Below are 20,241 nucleotides of genomic sequence, written 5' to 3'. Positions count from 1 at the left end.
AAGAGTTGTGTGCAAGGGGTTGCTCTCAAGGGCGTGATCCGGTTCTTTAAGGATCAACATATTATATTGCTGCCTCGACCCGTCATGCGGGACCGTAGTCTGCGGGATGACTGAATGTTCTCTAGCCCTTTTGGCCGTCTGGCGTCTATTTGCCTGAACTTACTCGTTCCTGCCCTCTTCCTGAGTCTGGCGGTGCGGCCGGCACAGGCGGATATCGGCGCCTATATCCTTGTGGACGCGAGGACAGGCGCGGTGCTCGAACAGAAAAACGCCACCGGTAAATGGTACCCGGCGTCTCTGACCAAGATGATGACCGCCTATGTGACCTTCAAGGCGATCCGGGAAGGCCGTGCCTCCCTGAATTCCGCGGTGGTCCAGTCAAAAAACTCGATTTCCGAGCCGCCCAGCAAGATGGGCTTCAAGGTGGGCACGCGCTTCACCGTCGATACGGCGCTGAAGATTATTCTGATCAAATCCGCCAACGATGTTGCCGTCGCGCTGGGCGAAGCGATCGGCGGGTCGGAAGCGAATTTCATTGCGATGATGAATGCCGAAGCCCGGCGCCTCGGAATGACCAATACCCGGTTCACAAATCCGCACGGATTGCCTGACAACACTCAGGTGACGACCGCCCGGGACCTGGCGATCCTCGCCATGGCCCTGAGGAATGATTTTCCTGAGTCCCGCGACTATTACAAACATCCGGGCATCCGGTTCGGCAAGAAGACCCTGCGGTCCGCCAACCGGGAGTTCCTGTTGCGCGTACCCGGCGCGAACGGCATGAAAACCGGGTATATCTGCAATTCCGGCTACAATGTCGCCGCGTCCGTTACCCGGCGCGGACGGACGCTGATCGCCATCATCCTGGGCGCGGGGTCCGGTCTGGAGCGCACGGCTTTCGCGCGGCAGCTCTTCGACGAAGGCTTCCGCAAGAACGGGCGTGGCCAGAAGGTCACCAGCCTTTCCGGCCCTTCCGGCCCGCCGCCGGCCGACGGCTACTGCCGGCGCAACAGAAGCCCGGGTCCGAAAGCCTACATGGCCCGCTTCGACATGGAAAACAAAACCCGTGGGGGCTTTCTGTTCTTTGCCGATGCCGGCGGTGGCAAGAAAGAAGCCGAAGTCGACGAAAGCGGGTTCATGCTTGCAAACGGCAAGCCGGACTGGGCGAAAATCCTCGACCGGACTCTCGGTCCGCGCCAGGTTGCCTATCGTCCCCTTCAGGTCAGTCTCGGCAATCCGGCAGGAACACCCGCAGCGGGCGCTTCGGCATCCGGCGCTCCTTTGAGTCTGACAGCGGAAGAGATCCCGGTGCCGGTCGCCAATCCCATGCGCCGCGCGGAAATCGAAATCCGCAGCAAATTGCAGAAAACCGCAGCTGCGCCCGCCGCGGCCGCTGCCGCGGTCATGTCCGAGGAAACCACGGAAGTTCGCCCGGGAGCGGCGTCCGACATTTCAAAGGCCGCACCGGGATCGATCTTCCGAAAAGGTCTGGGCTTCTCGATACCCGTGCCCGATCCAAGTCCACGCAAGCCATAAATCATATGATTGTGCCGGGGATGCCCGGATCAATCTGGCTTCCCGCCGATTTTGATGAAGCAGCAAAGGTGTAGCCTCAGGGCGTATCCTTGCCGGGCCGAGTAGAATGAGGGATGTTTCATTAGGGGCTTTTGACAAGGTTAACCCTTTATTTACGCTGTTCCTTAAGACTGCGGTAAGCATTTCACTTCCATTGGACCGTCCTTGGCGATGAAATGCAGTCAGGCCCCCCGGGGATATTTGCGGCATAGAATATGCCGGCAAAACAGATCGAGAGATCGCATCATGATGGAACCGAAATCCAACGCCACCATCCGCGCCCTTGCGAGCCTGGCGGAGCTTTCCGCCAATCAGCTTGAAGAAGGGGTTTCGGTCGAAGAGGTCATCGCGACCCTGCGAAAGGCGGCGGAAGCGGTGCGGACCGTTGTCGATACCGCAAACAGTCCGGATCAGACTTTTGAAGAAACCGACATCGCCCAGGACCTGACGCCGATGGAACTTTCCGCCGAAGACGGCGAAGAGGAAAATTCCGCGAGCGAGACGGACCAGGAATCAGCGGATGTTACGGTTCTGAATGCGGGTTGATCCCGGTCGGCGCTTATCCTTTTGACCTTGCCCTGAAAAGAATGTTAGCGGTGCGGCTTACTGCGCCGCCGCTTTTCCGTTCCACTGTCGACTGTCAGAACGGACATTATCGCGTTACACGCGTCGGCCCGACCTGGAGACGAGCTTCATGGCTTCCCCGGCCCCGGCCTCTGAAGATGCGGTCCGCAAAGGGCCTAAGCCACCCATTCCGCTTTCCGTCCTGACCGGCTTCCTCGGGTCGGGCAAGACCACGCTGCTGAACCGGCTGCTGAAAGATCCGGCGATGGCGGACACCGCCGTCATCATCAACGAGTTCGGTGAAATCGGCCTCGATCACCTGTTCGTGGATCAGGCCGGCGACGGCATCGTGGAACTGTCCTCCGGCTGCCTGTGCTGCACGATCCGGGGCGATCTGGTGACGACGCTGGAGAATCTTCTGCGCCGGCTGGACAACGGTCGGATGGAGAAGCTGAACCGGGTGGTCATCGAAACCACCGGTCTTGCGGACCCGGCGCCGATCCTGCACACGGTCATGCTGCATCCCTATCTGGTGATGCGCTACCGGCTCGACAGCGTGATCACGCTCGTGGATGCGGTCAACGGCCTGTCGACACTGGAAAATCACGAAGAAGCGCGCAAGCAGGCGGCGGTCGCGGATCGGCTGGTCTTCACCAAGACCGATCTGCTGACGTCCGAAGCGGAGCGCTCGGCCTTCGCGGATCTCAAACAGCGCCTCGCGGAGCTGAACCCGGGCGCGCAGCGGCTCGATGCATCCGCCGGCGAGGCCGTTGCCGAAAAGCTGTTCAATGCCGGGCTCTACAATCCGAAATCAAAGATCCCCGACGTGGCGGCGTGGCTGAACGCGGAAGCCTATGAAACCCCCGGGCATCACGGACATGCACAGCATCATCATGATCACGGGCATGACCATGGGCACGGGCATGGGCACGGGCATGGGCATGGGCACGACGTGAACCGGCACAGCGACTCCATCCGCGCCTTCACCCTGTCAACGGACCGGCCGGTTTCCGCATCGGCGCTGGAAATGTTTCTCGACCTGCTGCGCTCGGCCCACGGCCCGAAGCTGCTCAGGGTCAAGGGGATTGTCAAACTGGCGGAGGACCCGGACAGGCCCGTGGTCATTCACGGCGTCCAGCACGTCTTCCACCCGCCCGCGACCCTGGAGGCCTGGCCGGACGACGATCACCGCACGCGCATGGTCTTCATCACCAAGGACCTGCCGGAAGGCTTCGTGCGCAAGATGTTCGAAGCCTTCTCCGGCGCGTTGCTGCCGGATACACCGGACTCCAAGGTAATGACGGACAATCCGCTGGCGATTTCGGGGTTTACCAGCCCGATCCGCTGAACCGGCGATTTGCTGATGTGAATCTGGGCGGTAAGCGAAGGTTGGTTGCGGTCTGGGGAATGGTCAGGCTGGGGCCCGGGAGGGGACTGGTGGGTTTCTGTTTTTTGTGGTTGGAAAGCTGCAGCACAGTGCTACTTGAATGTCGAGCCGTTCCCACCGGCAGGATCGCTACGGCGTAACTACCTGAAACAGCCCATTAAGAGCTGTCGTTCATTTATCTAGTCGCGGAACACGGCACATGGGTGTCTCAACCAAATCATCAATGAACTTTTGATGCGCTCGTTCATAGGACGCGGGGCGGCGGCCGTGCTCAGCCAGATCGAGCGTCATGGACCCGGCGCAGCTGGCACCTGTGGGCTGGCCGTAGGCCCTATGCGGTTCCAAGTGACCAAGGTTGAAAATCGGCGATTTGCTGCATCTCCCGGCAAGTTGAGTACACGCGATCGCGCAGCGTTTTCGAGCAACCGGTGAAACGATTTCTGGCCGGGGGTTGTCATGTTTTCCCCTTCCGTTGGAGAAGATGACCAGCGACGGGTTCACTGCGCTCATAATCTTATCCACGAACGCTGTCGTATCCGAAGAGGCGGGAAGACCTCCATGGTGGGGAAATACCAGTGTTTGTGCTGTCAGGTCTCGATCATAATTAAGCGCATCGTCGAGACCCACTTCATCGATATCACCGGCAAGCAGGATACCCGGTCTGTCTCCCTGCTTCAGCCGCAACAGCGCTGATATCGAATTCGAGGTGATATGCCTACCCTGCGTATCTACGGACCCCGATCCGGCGAGGGCAAATGAGGCTGAAGGCGCCTCGACGTGGATCACAACGTCGCCGACCGTCACCGTCCCCGGCATTGTCGTCGTCAATGTCGAGATCACTTCGCAACTACCCTGGCGTTCGGCTACGCTTACGGCCGCCAGAAGATCGCGCCATATTTTCGTTCGTTTCTGGGAGTCGGGATTGAGGTAAAGCTTCTTGAGCTGGATTGTCGCGCTCGAAAGCAAGCCTATGACCCCGGCGATATGATCTTTGTCGGCATGGGAGATGAACGCCACGTCGATGCACGATATTCCCATGTCTTCGAGCGTGTTGAGCAGCAGCGCCCCGAGCGGCGCGTCGACTACGCAATAAGCGCTTTGAGACCTCACAAGACTGCAATTACCGTGCGCGACATCGAAAACAACGACGTCGCTCATGATCCGGTTACCTCGTTGGCTTTCATGATTTCGTTCACGTTCTTGAAGAAAAGGTCATCCTCTTCCTTCGCCCCCACGTTCACATCGCCTAGGAGGTAGTCTCCGACCTCGAGCTGCGGAACGAGATCGCTAGCGATACATGCCACCGGAAGGATAATAGCATCATCGGGTCGCCAGTTTGGAATGGTCACATAGAGTTCAGTGTGATTGTAAGTGCGATTGATCCCCTTAATGCCGATAAGCGTGCGATGTGCTCGCCGCGCGTCCACAGGGTCATTTGCGAATTCTCTCCGGCAGATTTCGGCGTAGGTGCCCAGCTGGCTCACGTCAAAGTCGTGACGGCTCACAACAACTGGCACGTCGGCGCGCGCTTCTCGCAACTCCAGACGGTTAGTCGATTGGTACATGGTCAGAAGCATCGCAGGGTGTTTCGACAAGCCGAGCGCCTTGATAACACTTGATCCGTTGAATGATGCTAGGTTCTTGATCTGCAGCCGGTGATCGCAGATCACGAATGGGCTGCCGGTCGCGCGGACATCGGCGATCAACCGATCGATGTCACTGCCATACCGGCCGTCGACAGCTCTCGGTTCAATGTTGTGATCGCGAAGTTGGTCCATCAAATCTTCCCGATCCTCGGGATCATCGTCAACTATCGTGACAAACCGCGGTGGTTCGATATCTGGAAACTCAACGGTGCCTAGCATGTCACCTCCCAAATAATTCTCTCATCGGTCGCAATGAGATCGTAAAGCGGGCGCCTCCAAAATCCGTTATCGGATCGACACGGATGGTGCCGTTCAGGTCCTTAATTGAGTCCCTGACTATGGTCAGTCCAAAGCCCGTTCCATCGGCTACAGTGGTCACGCCGGGCAACCAGATATCCTCCACCGAGACGCCATCGATGCCCCCCGCGTTGTCCTCGATCCGGATGAGGATATTGGTAGTGTCAGACCATGTTTCGATCTTAATTCTGCGCTTGTCCTGCTCGAAATTGTCCCGCAGAAAGGCATTGAAAGAATTGAGGATTAAATTGATAATTATACCGTCGAGCAATGCCTCGGTGCCGTTTACGAAGAGCCCCGTTTCGCTTGGTTTGAAGGTTATCAACGTGTCATAATTAGCTGAGATCGGTTCCAGCATCTCGACCATGCTGCCGATGCATCTATTGACATCGATCCTGCCGGTGCGGCGCTTGTGCTTGCTCAGTAGCCGCAACGGGATGCTGACGAAGGAACTTAGGCGAGTCCTAGACGTCTGGATGCGTCCAACCCGAGCATTTGCCTTGCGCTGATCTTCGTCGGGAACGAGCCGGATCAGTCCTTTAATTGCATTATCGATGAGCCCAAGGGGCTTGCCGATCTCGTGCGCAAAAACGGCCGAAATCATCCCAGCAGTTGCCAGACTCCGATAAAGTTCGAGGTCCTCCCGAAGGGAATCCGCCTCCTTCTCTGTTGCCTTCACATAGCTCTGGATTGCCTTGTCAACCTTCTTGCGCTCGGTCGGTTTGAAATTCTTGCTCAAGACGCGTTCTAGGTCGCTCGTCGCTTTCGCGGCTTTTTCCTTCTTACTTTGCTTATCTGCTTCGCGCTTCCGTTCGCGCTCCTTCAGCAAGATGCGCGCTGCCCAGTCCAACGCTTCGCCGCAAGCTCTCTTGAGTTCGCCAAATGCGTAATTCTCGACGTAGCCAATCCTATCCGTCTTCTGGATCAGCGAGCCATCAGTGTTATTGATCTTTATTCGTCCCACCGAAGTATTGGTCGATGGCCGTACTTCGGGACTGCGTACTCGACGGAGGTTTAGGCCGAGAAAATCGTTTTCCTCTCCCCCGTAAGGCGGAACACGAATTCCATCCTCGTAGACATGCACGCCCCCAAGTTCAGCGAGCCAGTCGCGAACCTCGGATAGGGTCGATGATCGGGTCGAAAAGCTATCCTTGCTGAGGACAAAGACCCACAGATCGAATGTAAAGGGGGGAGCGTGGAATGTGTCGCCTGCCATGGCTTCATGGACTATCTCGCCCTTCCAATCCATGATCCGGAAGGTGGCGTTGCCGTTGGCGTGGAGTTCGGCTTGTATGCGGTACTCAGCATCTGAGAAGTACGATTTTCCAACCTTCGCTTGGAGATCCTTGAACTCCATAGTCAGAAGATTGGCGGAAAAGCCGGGATCGATTATTCTAGAGCGCTTTGTGGATTTCAGTCTGCCGTTTGACAGCTGGTCGTCGAAGCGTGCGAACGGATCTGAGAGCAATAGCAAGCTGCGCGCCAGCTTGTTCACCGTGGTGCGCGTTATCCTGGCTTCGATTCCCTCTATCCGAATCTCAGTCCCATGCGGGAGATCGGTCTCGGTTTCGGCTATCGCTAAGGCCACGTCCTCGACGACATCGGCCTTCTCGTATTCGAGCCAATCTAGGGAAGTCGAATATTGCTTGCCCGGCTCTGAGGCTGGCCGTGTGGTTAATATAACGCGGTTTCCCAGCCGGAGAGCAGCAAGCCGGCCCAGCCCCTTATCTCCGACTGGAACACGCTTGAATTTTGAAGTGAGAGCACCCTTCGCCTTGTCGGATCGACCGATGACCAGCCAGCCCTTCCGGATCTGGTTACCAGTCATCCCTATGCCATCATCAATAATCGCGATAGAGCCATTGCCAGACATTGGGTCTGCGAGTGTGATCTTGCATGTCGTAGCATCAGCATCATAGCCGTTCTTGACCAGCTCGACGATACCCTGGTCGATATCAGGTACAAGCTCTTCCCCGAGCCGTCGCAGTATGTCTGGGGAGAATTTGAGATGATCAGTCATCGGGCACGACCCATGGAATTTGCGCGACGATCCCGGTGGTCAAATGCCGGCACCGTATCTCAGCATTCAAAAACGTATTCGTCGCGTCCGAAGCCAGGACCTGCACTAACCGCCGACAGCTTTCAACGTTATCATCCATAGGCAACAGGACCAGTAGGTGATTTTCGACCGCTACCGTCCGGTCTCCGACTATGACGGTGGCGACTGCCCGGTTGCGGTCGCTAGGACTGGACGTGCGACGGACGACCGCGAAAGGCGGTTTGAAGACTGTCCCACTAAACCGCCGACTGACGCTTGGCTCGAATTCGTCGCTCCATTTCGGTGTCGTCTTGGCACAGATGTAGCGCTGCCACCCCCCTTTTTTCGGATGGCGATGCGGGACTACCGCACCCACATGTACACGGAACATATCACCGACACGAATGTCGTCCTGAGCTCCACACCTGTTGTCCCAAATCTTTCCCTTTTGAGATGGCACGATAAGGGTTGAAAACACATCGACATCCGTCCACGCGTCGAAGCGGCCCAGCGATTTGTAATTTCCCCAAACGCCCAGATTTTCGAGATGAGTTCGAAAGGCCGCGTAACGCGAACCGCACCGCAGCACTTCTGGCAAGATCGCGGAAATCGGAGCGGAAACTTTCTTGTGCTTGACCAATTCGGCGAGAAAAAGTGCCGCGGCATTTGTCGATCCGGCCGACCATGTGCATTCGTCGACGTCCTTCACGATACCGAAGGGAGGATTGAAGAGAAACCCATCTGGTTCTCCCACCTCGCGCTTTGCCTGCACCATGTCACCTACGCGGATCTGGGGGAAAATTCTGTCAATGTCATCAATCTTGCCGGTGAACCCGCCTCTAAGTCGCGCTAGAAGGACAAGTCTAGCCTTTGTCAGCCGCACGAAGTCGGCATCGAGATCAATTCCCGACAGCTGCTCGCCCCATGTAACTAGGGTCTGGTGCAAAGTGGCCTCTAGCGGGAGGTGCTCCGCATAAGCCAAAAGTAGGTCACCAATCCCACAGGTGGGATCCATGACTAAGCCTCCAGCGGGAAGCGCCTTATGTAACTGATACGCAATCTGCCTGGATTTCGCGCTTCCAGTGAAGAATGTACCTGCGGCCCGTCGATGCTCAACATCGTAACTTTGCCGGTGGATTTTGTAAGGTACTCCATTGAGCAGCGGTTCAGTTTCGACGGAGGCCCCCTCAAGCTCGTACTCACCGAAGACTAATTTTTCTGCTCCAGTGACGAAATCCCGAAATATCGGGGTTAATTCAACCATCATCCCGCCTCTGTAATCCACGGGTAACAGGAGGTTGCGTCCGGCTGATCAGTACCCCCGTTTCCAAAATCTCACTATTATTTGCATATAGCAACGCGCTTCAACTTAACGCAACAGCTTGGTGGATTCTCACCGAACACGTTAGGATATGCAATCGCCTAAAATTTTAAGCCAATTAGTAGGACAGGTTCAGTTTTACCTCCGGAGATCTGAGCGACCGACTTTGGGGCGCAAACCGGACACCCCGCCACAGTTCTACCAATAACCTTATCGGTCGCAAATCCCACCGGAGAACCGCTCTTCTCGTCCTGCCCCTCACTCTTTCCGGCGCAGCCGGATCAGGCCTTCCTGGGCGGTGGAGGCGATGAGGGTGCCGTCTCTGGTGTAGAGCGCGCCGCGGTTCATGCCGCGCGATCCGGAGGAAGACATGCTGTCCGTTGCGTAGAGCAGCCAGTCGTCCGCGCGGAACGGGCGGTGGAACCACATGGCATGGTCGAGGCTGGCGGCCTGGATCTTCGGGCTGAAAACCGATGTGCCGTGGGGAAACAGCGAGGTGTCCAGCAGCGTCATGTCGGAGGCATAGGCGAGGACGCATTGGTGGATGCGTTCGTCATCCGGCAGCGGCCCGCTGGCCCGGACCCAGACATATTGCTGCGGCGGCAGGGGCTTCTTGCTGAAATAATGGGTCATGTCGACCGGCCGCATCTCGATCAGCCGTTCCCGCTCCCAATAGCGGCGGATGTTTTCCGGCGCTATGGTCAGGAATTTGTCCTTCAGCTCCTGCTCGCTCGGCAGGTCTTCGGGCGCGGGAACCTGCGGCATATCGCTCTGGTGTTCGAGGCCTTCCTCGATCACCTGGAACGACGCCGACATGGAAAAGATCGCCTCGCCGTGCTGGATTGCGACCACCCGCCTTGTGGTGAAGCTGCCTCCGTCGCGAATCCGGTCGACCTCGTAGATGATCGGCACCTCCGGATCGCCGGGGCGCATGAAATAACCGTGGAGGGAATGAACATGCCTGTCCTCGACCACGGTCCGGGAAGCGGCGACAAGCGCCTGGCCGATGACCTGGCCGCCGAAGACACGCTGCCAGCCGACCTGGGGGCTGCGACCACGGAACAGGTTGCGCTCCAGCGGTTCCAGGTCGAGTATCTGCAGAAGGTTGTCGATGGCCCTGTTCATCGGCGCGATCCCTGTTAGATAGAGTGCCGGGTATTGAAGCCGGGTCGACCGGCCTTACCTGCACTCTTGAACGTCACATGACGTTAAAGTCAAGATGTCGTTCGCGAAGGCGGGGGCAAGGAGATAAAGACGATGGCCAAAAAGGCAAAGACAGACGGATCGGCGGACATGTTCGATGTCGTGATCGTTGGCGGCGGTTATGTGGGTCTTTCCCTGGCAGTCGCGCTGAAGCAGGGCGATGCCGGCCTGACATGCGCCGTCGTCGATCCCAAGCCGATGGATCAGCTCCACAAGGACCCGCGAGCATCGGCCATCGCCGCGGCGGCCTCAAGAATGCTGACGCAGCTTGGCATCTGGCAGCAGATCGAGGCCGAATCCCAGCCGATCAACGAGATGATCGTGACCGACAGCCGGCTGAGGGATGCAGTCCGTCCGGTTTTCCTGACCTTCGACGGCCAGGCCACCGAAGGGGAAGCCTTCGCCCATATGATGCCCAACGGTGTCATGCTGCCGGCGCTCTACAAGGCGGCCAAGAAGCTCGGTGTTTCCTTCTTCGCGCCCGCGACGGCCGACGGGTTCCGCACGCTTCCGGACCATGCGGAAATTACGCTTGAAGATGGCTCCCTGCTGAAGAGCCGATTGCTGGTAGCCGCCGACGGCGTGCGCTCCAGGCTCCGCGATCTGGCGGGTATCCGCACCGTTAACTGGGACTACGGCCAGTCAGGCATCGTGACGACGGTCGCGCATGAGCGCCCGCATGAAGGCCGGGCGGAAGAGCATTTCCTGCCCGCCGGCCCGTTCGCCATCCTGCCCCTGCCCGGCAACCGGTCTTCTCTGGTCTGGACGGAAAAGACGGCGGATGCGGACCGTCTGGTGCGCTCCGACGATTTTACCTTCGAGCTGGAACTGGAGCGCCGGTTCGGCCATCACCTCGGCGCGCTCAAGGTGGAGGGCCCGCGCCGGGCGTACCCGCTGGGTCTGAAATTGGCCCGGGATTTCGTGAAACCGCGTTTCGCCCTGATCGGCGATGCCGCGCATGGCATTCACCCGATTGCCGGACAGGGTCTCAATCTCGGCTTCAAGGATGTCGCCGCGCTTGCCGAGGTTCTGGTCGACGCCCGCCGACTCGGGCAGGACCTGGGCGGTCTCGATGTTCTGGAGCGGTATCAGCGCTGGCGGCGTTTCGACACGTTCCAGATGGGTGTCGTCACGGATGTGCTCAACCGGCTTTTTTCCAACGACAACGATTTCCTGCGGGCCATGCGGGACTTCGGTCTCGGTCTCGTGGACCGTATGCCGGGCCTCAAGACACAGTTTATCCGGGAAGCTGCGGGCTTTGCGGGGCCGGTTCCGAAATTGCTTTCAGGGGAACCAATCTGATAGGACTTCGGGACAGAGATACTTCACCGCCGGATTCTTTCTGAATGAGTGGTTACCCCGACAGTTTTCCCGAACCGAAATCCATACTGATTACGGGGTGTTCCTCCGGAATCGGAGCCGCCGCATGCCATATATTGCGCGGGCGCGACTGGCGGGTGTTCGCCTCGGCCCGGTCCCAGGAGGATGTGGACCGGCTGCTGGACGCGGGGTTCGAGGCCTACCGTCTGGATTATGAGGACACCGACAGTATCAGGGCGACAGCCGATGCCGTGCTCGAGAGGACGGACGGTAAGCTCAATGCGGTTTTCAACAATGGCGCCTATGCGGTGCCCGGGGCCCTGGAAGACCTTCCGACCGCAGCGCTGCGGGCCCTTTTCGAAGCGAATTTCTTTGGCTGGCACGACCTGACGAGGCAACTCGTTCCCGCCATGCGGACCAACGGCTCCGGCCGCATCGTGCAGTGTTCGTCGGTGCTCGGGCTGGTGGCGCTGAAATACCGCGGTGCCTATACCGCCTCCAAATTCGCCCTGGAAGCCTATTCGGACACATTGCGCCAGGAACTGGCCGGGACGGGGCTGCATGTGTCGCTGATCGAGCCGGGCCCGATCGCGACGAAGTTCACCGAAAATGCCCTGGTTAATTTCGACCGCTGGATCGGCGAGGACGGATTGAATTCCTCGGTCCATCGGAAAACCTACGAAAAACGCCGCCGACGCATGGAAGCGGGTGAACCGGGACCGTTCAAGTTGCACCCGAAGGCGGTCGTCAAGCGGCTCGTTCATGCGGTGGAGGCAAGGCGTCCCAGGGCGCGCTATCATGTCACTGTTCCGACAACCGTCATGGCTGTGGCAAAACGGCTGTTGCCGACGGGTCTTCTTGACCGTTTCTGTATATGGGCCGCCGACGGCGAAGAGTAGCTCCGCGGGATGCCGCGTTCATGGAACGCAGGTTGGGTCCGGCGCCGGGCTGAAAAGGATAACAAATGGCTGACATTGTAAATTTTCTCATACCGGCCGGGTTGGCGGCCGTGGTTGTTGTGCTGCTGCTCGGTATCTGGAACATGTTCCGCAACGGACCGGCGAACCGTTCTCAGATGCTCATGCGCTGGCGGGTCGGGTTGCAGTTTCTGGTTATCGTCCTGGTGATGGGCGGACTCTATTTCTTCGGAAGCCGCTGACGGTATTCGTTGACGGAAACTTGGGCGAAGGCGTGCAATGGTTATTCTGAACAAGATCTATACAAAGACCGGCGATGACGGCACCACCGCCCTCGGGTCCGGGGAACGCCGGCCGAAAAACGATCTGAGGATCGATGCCTATGGCACGGTGGACGAAACCAACGCGGTTGTCGGACTTGTCAGGCTGCACACCGGCGAAACCGCACCGGAAGTCAATGCCTTTCTTGGCTGTATCCAGAATGACCTGTTCGATCTCGGCGCCGATCTCGCGACGCCGGAGACGGACAAGGATCTCGGCTACGAGCCACTGCGCGTCACGGATGCCCAGGTGGAGGCCATCGAGCAGGCGATCGACGCGCTGAATGCGGATCTGTCGACGCTGCGGTCTTTTGTCCTGCCCGGCGGGAGCGCCGCATCGGCGCAACTGCATCTCGCCCGGACGGTCTCCCGGCGCGCGGAACGGCTGATCGTGGAGCTCGCCGCCAGAGAGAAGGTCAATCCGGCCGCGGTGCGCTACATGAACCGCCTGTCGGATTATTTTTTCGTCGCGTCCCGTTATCTGAACGACAAGGGCGGGCAGGACGTGCTGTGGGTGCCCGGCCAGAACCGGTAGGCGGCAACCGGGGCGGAACGCAGAAAGCCCGGGGGGCAGATGTTCATTCCACTTTACGATCACAACCGGCGGGTTCATATCCCGCATCCTTATGTAAACCTGACGATCATCGGTGCGAATGTCCTGATTTTCCTGTTCTATCAGGGAGCGGGCGACCAGCAGGCCGTGGGCGCCTCGTCTTATTCCTTCGGGCTGATCCCGGCGGTGTTCTTCGATATTCGCGATCTCGCGCCGCAGCTTCAGATGCTGCCGGAATGGATGTCGATCGTGACCTATGCCTTCCTGCATGGCGGGTACATGCACCTTATTGGCAACATGCTGTTTCTGTGGGTATTCGGCGACAATGTCGAAGACGCCATGGGACATGTCCGCTACCTGGCTTTCTACCTGATCTGCGCGGCCGCGGGCGGCTATGCCTATGCCATCCTCGACATGAACTCCGAAGTGCCGCTGGTCGGGGCGTCAGGCGCCGTATCGGGAGTGGTCGCCGCCTATCTGATGCTGCACCCGCGCGTGAAGATCTGGGTGCTGGCCCTCGGCCGGATACCGCTCAGGCTGACGGCCAACTGGCTGCTGGGCGCCTGGATTCTTTACCAGGTCGTCAACGCCTTCGTGGTGGAGGGAGGACAGGTGGCTTTCGTCGCGCATGTCGGCGGATTGATCGCCGGAGCGGTCCTGGTCGTTGTCTTCCGGCGCAAGGGCGTTCGGCTGTTCGACAGGAACATTGCCTGAAGATTTTCCGGATTACGGGAGACGCCGGGTCTTCCAGGGTTCCGGGGGCCGACAGTCCCGACGCGGGGGGCGAACTGTCATCTATGCGACGCGTGATTTTCCTGGCGCGGCAATTTGCAGCGTTAAACCGATTAGCGCGATTGACAGCCGCCGTGCTGGTCAGTACCGTCGCCCGCCATGCGCCACGATTGGCTCATTTCCGCCGTTTGTGCCTTTAAGTTACCCCGAGGCGGAGAGCCTGATAATGCGGTGCGGTGAAAGCCGGCCCAGCAAGAGGTTGAGACCAGATGAAAATCCTCGTACCCGTCAAACGGGTCATCGACTACAACGTGAAAGTCCGAGTCAAGGCGGACGGTTCGGGCGTCGATCTTGCGAACGTCAAGATGTCCATGAACCCGTTTGACGAAATCTCCGTCGAAGAAGCCCTGCGGCTGAAGGAAGCCGGTAAGGCGACCGAGGTCATCGTCGTATCCGTTGGACCGCAGCAGGCCACCGAAACGCTCAGGACCGGCCTCGCAATGGGCGCCGACCGGGGCATTCTGGTCAAGACCGATGCCACCACCGAGCCGCTGGCCGTGGCCAAAATCCTCAAGGCGATCGTGGAAGCCGAGGAACCGGGTCTCGTGATCCTCGGCAAGCAGGCGATTGACGACGACTGCAACCAGACCGGCCAGATGCTTGCGGCCCTGCTCGGCTGGAGCCAGGGTACCTTCGCGTCGAAGGTCGATCTCGGCGAAGGCACCGTCGACGTGACCCGCGAAGTGGACGGCGGCCTGCAGACCATCAAGCTGAAACTGCCGGCAATCGTCACGACGGATCTGCGTCTCAATGAACCGCGTTACGCTTCGCTGCCGAACATCATGAAGGCGAAGAAGAAGCCCATAGACGAGAAATCCCCTGACGATTTCGGTGTCGACGTCTCGCCGCGGCTGACCGTTGTCTCCACAACCGAACCGCCTGCGCGCCAGGCGGGAATCAAGGTTGCTTCCGTCAGCGAACTTGTCGACAAACTCAAGAACGAGGCCGGTGTCCTTTAAGGGCGTTGCAGGAGAACCAAAATGACAACACTTCTTGTGGCTGAACACGCCGGCGGCGTTCTCAACGATATGACGGCCAAAGCCCTGACGGCAGCCGTTGCGCTGGGCTCCGATGTCCATATTCTTGTGGCTGGTAAAGGCGTTCAGGGCGTCGCGGAAGCCGCGGCGAAACTTGCCGGCGCGTCCAAGGTGCTGGTCGCCGAAAGCGACGATCTGGAGCACCAGCTTGCCGAACCGACGGCTGACCTGATCGTCGGACTGGCGGGTGATTACGATGCCATCGTCGCTGCGGCGACCGCCAACGGCAAGAACACCCTGCCACGCGTCGCCGCTCTTCTGGACGTGATGCAGATCTCAGACATCACCGCCGTTGTCGATGCGGACACTTTCGAGCGTCCGATCTATGCCGGCAATGCTCTTCAGACCGTCAAGTCCGGCGATCCGAAAAAAGTCATAACGGTGCGGACCTCCACTTTCGCGGCTGCGGAAGAAGGCGGTTCGGCGACCATTGAAACCGTTGCCGCTTCCGCCGGGTCCGGATTGTCGGAATTCGTCGGCGAGGAACTTTCCAAATCCGACCGTCCTGAGCTGACCTCCGCGAAGATCATCATTTCCGGCGGCCGCGCGCTTGGATCGGAAGAAAAGTTCCAGGAAGTCATCATGCCTGTGGCGGACGCGCTCGGCGCTGCCGTCGGCGCCTCCCGCGCGGCGGTCGACGCCGGATATGCTCCGAACGACTGGCAGGTGGGGCAGACCGGCAAGGTCGTCGCGCCGGATCTCTACATTGCCTGTGGCATTTCCGGAGCGATCCAGCACCTCGCCGGCATGAAGGATTCCAAGGTGATCGTGGCGATCAACAAGGATGAGGAAGCGCCGATCTTCCAGGTGGCCGACTACGGTCTCGTCGCCGATCTGTTCGACGTGTTGCCGGAATTGAAAGCTGCCGTGGAGTAAAGCCTGCGGCAAATTCATCACGGACCCCGTAGCGAATCACAGTTTTCGCTTCGGGGTCCTTGCTGTTCGGCGCAAGACTTGCCAAAAATAGCCTCAACCTGGCGGTCGGGCCGGCGATCGGGGTATTTTTCAAAAGATCGGATTCTCAGGATGGCTGTCGAAATCAAAAAAGTCGGCATTATTGGCTCGGGTCAAATGGGCAGCGGCATCGCGCATGTGTGCGCGCTTGCCGGGTATGAGGTCGCCTTGAGCGATATTTCCATGGAGCGGATAGAGTCGGGACTGGCTTCGATCAACGGCAACCTGGCGCGCCAGGTTTCCAAATCGTTGATCACCGAGGAAGTAAGGAAGGCGGCACTCGACCGGATCAAGCCCGCCGAAGATCTCGATCTCGTCAGCGATGCCGATCTGGTGATCGAATCCGCGGTTGAGAACGAGCAGGTCAAGCGGAAGATCTTTTCGCAGCTCTGCCCGATCCTGAAACCGGAAGCCATTCTGGCAACCAACACCTCGTCGATTTCCATCACCCGCCTCGCGGCGACAACCGATCGTCCGGAACGCTTCATCGGCATCCATTTCATGAACCCGGTTCCGCTGATGGAACTTGTGGAACTGGTGCGCGGCATCGCCACCGAGGACGAGACGTTCGAAGCCTCCAGGGGTTTCTGCGATCGGCTCGGCAAGCAGGTCGCGGTTGCCGAGGACTTCCCGGGCTTCATGGTCAACCGGATCCTTCTGCCGATGATCAATGAAGCGATCTACACGCTCTATGAAGGCGTCGGTTCGGTCGAGTCGATCGACAAGGCGATGCGTCTGGGTGCGAACCACCCGATGGGCCCCCTGCAGCTGGCGGATTTTATCGGCCTGGACACCTGCCTGTCGATCATGCAGGTGCTTTATGAAGGCCTGGCGGATACCAAATACCGCCCGTGTCCGCTGCTGGTGAAATATGTCGAGGCCGGTTGGCTCGGCCGCAAGACGCAGCGTGGATTTTACGACTATCGCGGCGAGACACCGGTGCCGACGCGATAAGACCTGATGAACCTTGCGAAGTACTGTCTGACCAGCGCCGCCGCCGATCCTGGCAAGACGGCGCTGGAAGTGGTTGGTCCGGGCGGTAAAATTCTTGAAGTCCATACCTTCGGCGCGCTTACGCGGTCGGTTCTGTCGGTCGCGGGAGGGCTTGCGGCCGCCGGGCTTCAGGCCGGGGACCGGGTTCTGCTGCGCATCGGGCATTCGAGCGACTTTCCGCTGCTGTTTTTCGGCGCGATCGCCGGTGGCTTCGTTCCGGTGCCGACGTCCGCTCTGCTGACATCCCCCGAGACAGAGGCGATCCTGAAGGATTGCGGCGCGTCGATGGTGCTGCATGACGGCAAGACCGCGTTGCCGCTGAGCACGGATGTTCCTTTTCTGGGTCCCGAGGGCATCGATGCCCTGAAACGGTCCGCTCCGGCGGGTTTCGCGGATACCGGCCGGAACGATCCGGCCTTTCTGATCTACACATCCGGAACAAGCGGTGCGCCGAAGGGTGTCCTGCACGCGCATCGGACAGCGGCGGCCCGTGCGCCGATGTACCGGGGCTGGTACGGCATCTCATCCGCCGACCGGCTGCTGCATGCGGGGGCGTTCAACTGGACTTACACGCTCGGCGTTGGACTGATGGACCCCTGGGCAAATGGCGCGACCAGCATCGTCTATGACGGTCCCCGCGACCCGGAGATCTGGCCGCGGATCCTGGAGGCCAGCCGGGCAAGTCTTTTTGCCGCCGTTCCGAGCCTTTACCGCCGGATCCTGAAATACGGGGAAGTCTCGACAGGCGCCTTTCCCGCGCTGCGCCACGGGCTGACCGCCGGGGAAGCACTCGCTGCCGCGCTCTATCGCGACTGGAAAGAGCGGTCCGGCCGGGAGCTTTATGAAGCGCTCGGCATGAGCGAGATTTCGACCTATCTCTCCAGCGGTCCGGATGTTCCGGTGAAACCGGGATCGCCGGGAAAGCCCCAGGCCGGGCGCAAGGTGGCTATCTTGAAAGAAGGCGTTGATACAGGCACGAACCTCGCGGCGCCGGAGGAAACCGGTCTTCTGGCCATTCACCGCGACGAGCCCGGCCTGATGCTGGAATACTGGAACCGGCCGCAGGAAACGGCGGCGGCCTTCAGAGGGGACTGGTTCCTGACCGGGGACCGGGCCCGCCGGGATGAGGATGGCTACTACTGGTATGAAGGGCGTTCCGACGATCTGATGAACGCCTTCGGCTACCGGGTCGCACCGGAAGAAGTGGAACGGGTTCTGGCGGCGGATCCGCAAGTCCTGGAGGTAGCCGTCACCGCGGTAGCGGCGCGCGCGGGCGTAAGCCTGATCACGGCTTTTGTCGTGCCGCGCGATCGCGACAGCTTCGATGCGGATCGTCTTGCTGCCCATGCGGGGAACGCCCTGGCCGACTACAAGCGTCCGAAGGCCTACCGGGTCGTCGATCAACTGCCGCGCACGCCTTCCGGCAAGGTGCGCCGGAAAGCGCTTGGCAAAGATCGGAATTGAAAAGCTAAGCCTTTGTTAACGCTTGTTTAAGAGCTGAAAGCTAGGGTCAGGCTCCAATCAGGGGAACCCGTTCGGTATGGACAGCGCCGGAATTGCCAACACCTATGTCGCCATGACTCAGGCCCAGACGGGTCAGCAGTTGCAGTCCGCGATGATGAAAATGGCGGCCGAGCAGGACGCCAGCCTGGTTGCCCTTCTGCAGGAAGGCGCTGAGAATCTTCAGGCGGTCCAGGCAACTCCGTCCGCGGGCGTCGGGACCCGGGTCGACGTAACCGCCTGACATCTTTCTTTCTTCGAATTCTTAACGGCCAGCCCTGTTCCGGGTCCTTTGGCCGGCATCCGCTTGCGTTCAGGCACCTCAATCCGGATATGAACGAATGATTAAAACACGCTGGATGTGTTCTGGGATATTGAATAGCTTCAATATATTGTTTGAAAATACTTAAAAGTTTACACAAATTTTCTGTCTTCCATCAACATACCTGCAATCAAGTGAAGAGTTTCATTTCCAAATTTACCTTTGAATTCAGTTGTCTGAGGCAAAATAGCCTTTGAACGAATTTCAGGGATTGGAATGACCATGCCCGCTTCAATAGGGAATGGAACATCTCAGGCTTATCAGCCCGCGCTGAGTTCGGCGCGGACGGAAAAGGCCGCCGCGCAGGCGGAAGCGATCAAGGTCCGGCAGTCTGAAGCCGTGGCGGAAACGGTCAAACGTCAGGCCGATTTCAGTTCCAGCCGCGCGGAGGTCCTGTCACGGCAGGCCGAGCAGATGGAAAATCGCGTGCAATCGCAGGATCCCGGAAAGGGAATCGGCGGTCAGGTCGATATCACGGTCTAGAGCATTCAGGTTTCAGTTGAGAGCAGGATGCTCTCGGCAAGCAAAATCCGGTGAGACCTCTTCACCGCGCCAAAGGAGTACGGTTTATGTCGAGTATTTCCGAAACGTCTTCTTCCGCCGCCTACAGCGCTGCCGACACGCGCAGCCAGCTTGCGGCCAATGCCGTTCGCGATCAGAACGAACAGGAACGCCAGGTGGCCAGTCGCCTTGACGAGGCGCAGGAAAGCGAACAGACGCGCCGCGAAACCCGCAAGATCCCGGGCCTCGGCGAAGCGGTCGATATTTCCGTCTGAATTTTACGCATCAGGGTACGGACCCTGGACCTGCAGATATGCCGGCGCGCGTTCAGCCCGCCGGTTTTTTCACGATGTTCTGGATAAGCGACTTCGCCTCGCCCGAGGCCCACTCGGCGGGGCCGTACATCGTTCCGATCTCGCAGCCTTCCGGACTGACCAGGATGGTCGTCGGCAGGCCCGTCGCGCGGGCGACCTTTTTCAGGTCTTTCAAGAGCCCGTTCGAGCTGTCCTGGTAATAGGTCAGGTGGCTGACGCCGATTTCCTGAAGGAAGGCCTTGGGTTTGTCCGGTCCGCCGCGATCCAGATTGACCGCAACCACTTCGAAGCTTTCACCGCCCATATCCGCCTGAAGCTGGTCCAGGGCAGGCATCTCCTTGCGGCAGGGCGCGCACCATGTCGCCCACAGATTGAGAAGAACGGTCCTGCCGGTGAAGTCGGCGAGGCTGACCTGGCCGCCATCGGGTCCCATGAAGGTCAGGTTCTTGAGATCGAGCGGCTGACTCGCGGGCAGGAAAGCGGCCACCTCACCGGTAGCGTAGGGTTTCGCCGACCCGGCGGTCTCCAGAGTGGCCGAGCAGGTTTCGACGCCTGCAATATTGCCATCGGGACCGGCGATCACGTATAGAGCCGCTACAGCAGCCACGGCGCCTGCAAGCCCGGCGGCCAGAAGGCCGCGTCCGGAGCGTTTCGCGGGTTCGGTTGGCTTCGTCATTGGTTCACACC

Annotated in this window: 21 protein-coding genes; 15 read left to right on the top strand and 6 right to left on the bottom strand. The window is 59.3% G+C overall.

The genetic code is table 11. The annotated features are described in order from the left end of the window. Nucleotides 1–114: 114 nt before the first annotated feature. From CLV41_RS08290 to CLV41_RS08280, 3 genes are all read left to right on the top strand, one after another. Nucleotides 115–1,536, top strand: coding sequence for a D-alanyl-D-alanine carboxypeptidase family protein (locus CLV41_RS08290; RefSeq protein ID WP_103221844.1), 1,422 nt, complete (start codon nt 115–117; stop codon nt 1,534–1,536). A gap of 285 nt (nt 1,537–1,821) precedes the next feature. Next, nucleotides 1,822–2,121 carry a hypothetical protein gene (locus tag CLV41_RS08285; RefSeq protein WP_103221843.1) on the top strand — a complete coding sequence of 100 codons (300 nt, stop codon included), beginning with the start codon at nt 1,822–1,824 and terminating at the stop codon, nt 2,119–2,121. Nucleotides 2,122–2,269: 148 nt separating this feature from the next. Then, entirely contained in the window at nt 2,270–3,487 is a 1,218-nt protein-coding gene (locus CLV41_RS08280; RefSeq protein WP_103221842.1) for a CobW family GTP-binding protein, read from the top strand. 210 nt (nt 3,488–3,697) lie between these two features. On the opposite strand, the gene CLV41_RS08275 is transcribed toward CLV41_RS08280, so the two are convergent. The 5 genes from CLV41_RS08275 to tesB all read right to left on the bottom strand — a co-directional run bounded on the left by CLV41_RS08275 (nt 3,698) and on the right by tesB (nt 9,953). Next, nucleotides 3,698–4,684 carry a ComEC/Rec2 family competence protein gene (locus CLV41_RS08275; protein ID WP_103221841.1) on the bottom strand — a complete coding sequence of 329 codons (987 nt, stop codon included), beginning with the start codon at nt 4,682–4,684 and terminating at the stop codon, nt 3,698–3,700. Beyond that, nucleotides 4,681–5,391 (bottom strand): hypothetical protein, encoded by a 711-nt coding sequence (locus CLV41_RS08270; RefSeq protein ID WP_103221840.1) that lies wholly within the window; start codon nt 5,389–5,391, stop codon nt 4,681–4,683. Before CLV41_RS08270 ends, CLV41_RS08275 begins: the two co-directional genes overlap by 4 nt. A 1-nt stretch (nt 5,392) precedes the next feature. Further along, a complete protein-coding gene (locus tag CLV41_RS08265) occupies nt 5,393–7,489 on the bottom strand; it encodes a sensor histidine kinase (RefSeq protein ID WP_103221839.1) in 2,097 nt (698 codons plus the stop codon). Continuing rightward, complete coding sequence (locus tag CLV41_RS08260) at nt 7,482–8,774, bottom strand: DNA methyltransferase family protein (RefSeq protein ID WP_103221838.1); 1,293 nt, start codon at nt 8,772–8,774, stop codon at nt 7,482–7,484. Before CLV41_RS08260 ends, CLV41_RS08265 begins: the two co-directional genes overlap by 8 nt. A gap of 312 nt (nt 8,775–9,086) precedes the next feature. Beyond that, the gene (gene tesB / locus CLV41_RS08255) at nt 9,087–9,953 is read right to left on the bottom strand and encodes an acyl-CoA thioesterase II (RefSeq protein ID WP_103221837.1); all 867 of its coding nucleotides are present in this window, start codon (nt 9,951–9,953) and stop codon (nt 9,087–9,089) included. 132 nt (nt 9,954–10,085) lie between these two features. On the opposite strand from tesB, the gene CLV41_RS08250 reads away from it, so the two are divergent. From CLV41_RS08250 to CLV41_RS08195, 12 genes are all read left to right on the top strand, one after another. Further along, nucleotides 10,086–11,333 (top strand): ubiquinone biosynthesis hydroxylase, encoded by a 1,248-nt coding sequence (locus tag CLV41_RS08250; protein WP_103221836.1) that lies wholly within the window; start codon nt 10,086–10,088, stop codon nt 11,331–11,333. A gap of 44 nt (nt 11,334–11,377) precedes the next feature. Further along, nucleotides 11,378–12,250: an SDR family oxidoreductase gene (locus tag CLV41_RS08245; RefSeq protein ID WP_103221835.1), complete on the top strand. Its 873-nt coding sequence runs from the start codon at nt 11,378–11,380 to the stop codon at nt 12,248–12,250. A 65-nt stretch (nt 12,251–12,315) separates the two neighbouring features. Next, complete coding sequence (locus CLV41_RS08240; protein WP_103221834.1) at nt 12,316–12,510, top strand: twin transmembrane helix small protein; 195 nt, start codon at nt 12,316–12,318, stop codon at nt 12,508–12,510. Nucleotides 12,511–12,547: 37 nt separating this feature from the next. Continuing rightward, complete coding sequence (locus CLV41_RS08235) at nt 12,548–13,123, top strand: cob(I)yrinic acid a,c-diamide adenosyltransferase (RefSeq protein ID WP_103221833.1); 576 nt, start codon at nt 12,548–12,550, stop codon at nt 13,121–13,123. Between the two features lie 39 nt (nt 13,124–13,162). Next, nucleotides 13,163–13,855, top strand: coding sequence for a rhomboid family intramembrane serine protease (locus CLV41_RS08230; RefSeq protein ID WP_103221832.1), 693 nt, complete (start codon nt 13,163–13,165; stop codon nt 13,853–13,855). 287 nt (nt 13,856–14,142) lie between these two features. Next, a complete protein-coding gene (locus tag CLV41_RS08225; protein ID WP_103221831.1) occupies nt 14,143–14,892 on the top strand; it encodes an electron transfer flavoprotein subunit beta/FixA family protein in 750 nt (249 codons plus the stop codon). A gap of 21 nt (nt 14,893–14,913) precedes the next feature. Next, nucleotides 14,914–15,846, top strand: a complete 933-nt coding sequence (locus tag CLV41_RS08220) for an electron transfer flavoprotein subunit alpha/FixB family protein (protein ID WP_103221830.1) — start codon at nt 14,914–14,916, stop codon at nt 15,844–15,846. Between the two features lie 150 nt (nt 15,847–15,996). Further along, entirely contained in the window at nt 15,997–16,878 is an 882-nt protein-coding gene (locus tag CLV41_RS08215) for a 3-hydroxybutyryl-CoA dehydrogenase (RefSeq protein ID WP_103221829.1), read from the top strand. Between the two features lie 6 nt (nt 16,879–16,884). Continuing rightward, complete coding sequence (locus CLV41_RS08210; protein ID WP_103221828.1) at nt 16,885–18,381, top strand: class I adenylate-forming enzyme family protein; 1,497 nt, start codon at nt 16,885–16,887, stop codon at nt 18,379–18,381. 76 nt (nt 18,382–18,457) lie between these two features. After that, nucleotides 18,458–18,661, top strand: coding sequence for a hypothetical protein (locus CLV41_RS08205; RefSeq protein WP_103221827.1), 204 nt, complete (start codon nt 18,458–18,460; stop codon nt 18,659–18,661). A gap of 300 nt (nt 18,662–18,961) precedes the next feature. After that, entirely contained in the window at nt 18,962–19,222 is a 261-nt protein-coding gene (locus CLV41_RS08200) for a hypothetical protein (protein WP_146048537.1), read from the top strand. Nucleotides 19,223–19,308: 86 nt separating this feature from the next. Continuing rightward, entirely contained in the window at nt 19,309–19,515 is a 207-nt protein-coding gene (locus CLV41_RS08195) for a hypothetical protein (protein ID WP_103221825.1), read from the top strand. A gap of 52 nt (nt 19,516–19,567) precedes the next feature. Here the strand turns inward: CLV41_RS08195 and tlpA are convergent, their stop codons facing one another. Next, entirely contained in the window at nt 19,568–20,230 is a 663-nt protein-coding gene (gene tlpA / locus CLV41_RS08190; RefSeq protein WP_103221824.1) for a thiol:disulfide interchange protein TlpA, read from the bottom strand. Between the last annotated feature and the right edge of the window lie 11 nt (nt 20,231–20,241).

This window comes from Roseibium marinum (assembly GCF_002906165.1).
GTDB lineage: Bacteria > Pseudomonadota > Alphaproteobacteria > Rhizobiales > Stappiaceae > Roseibium > Roseibium marinum.
This window is presented reverse-complemented; position numbering and strand designations above follow the sequence as displayed.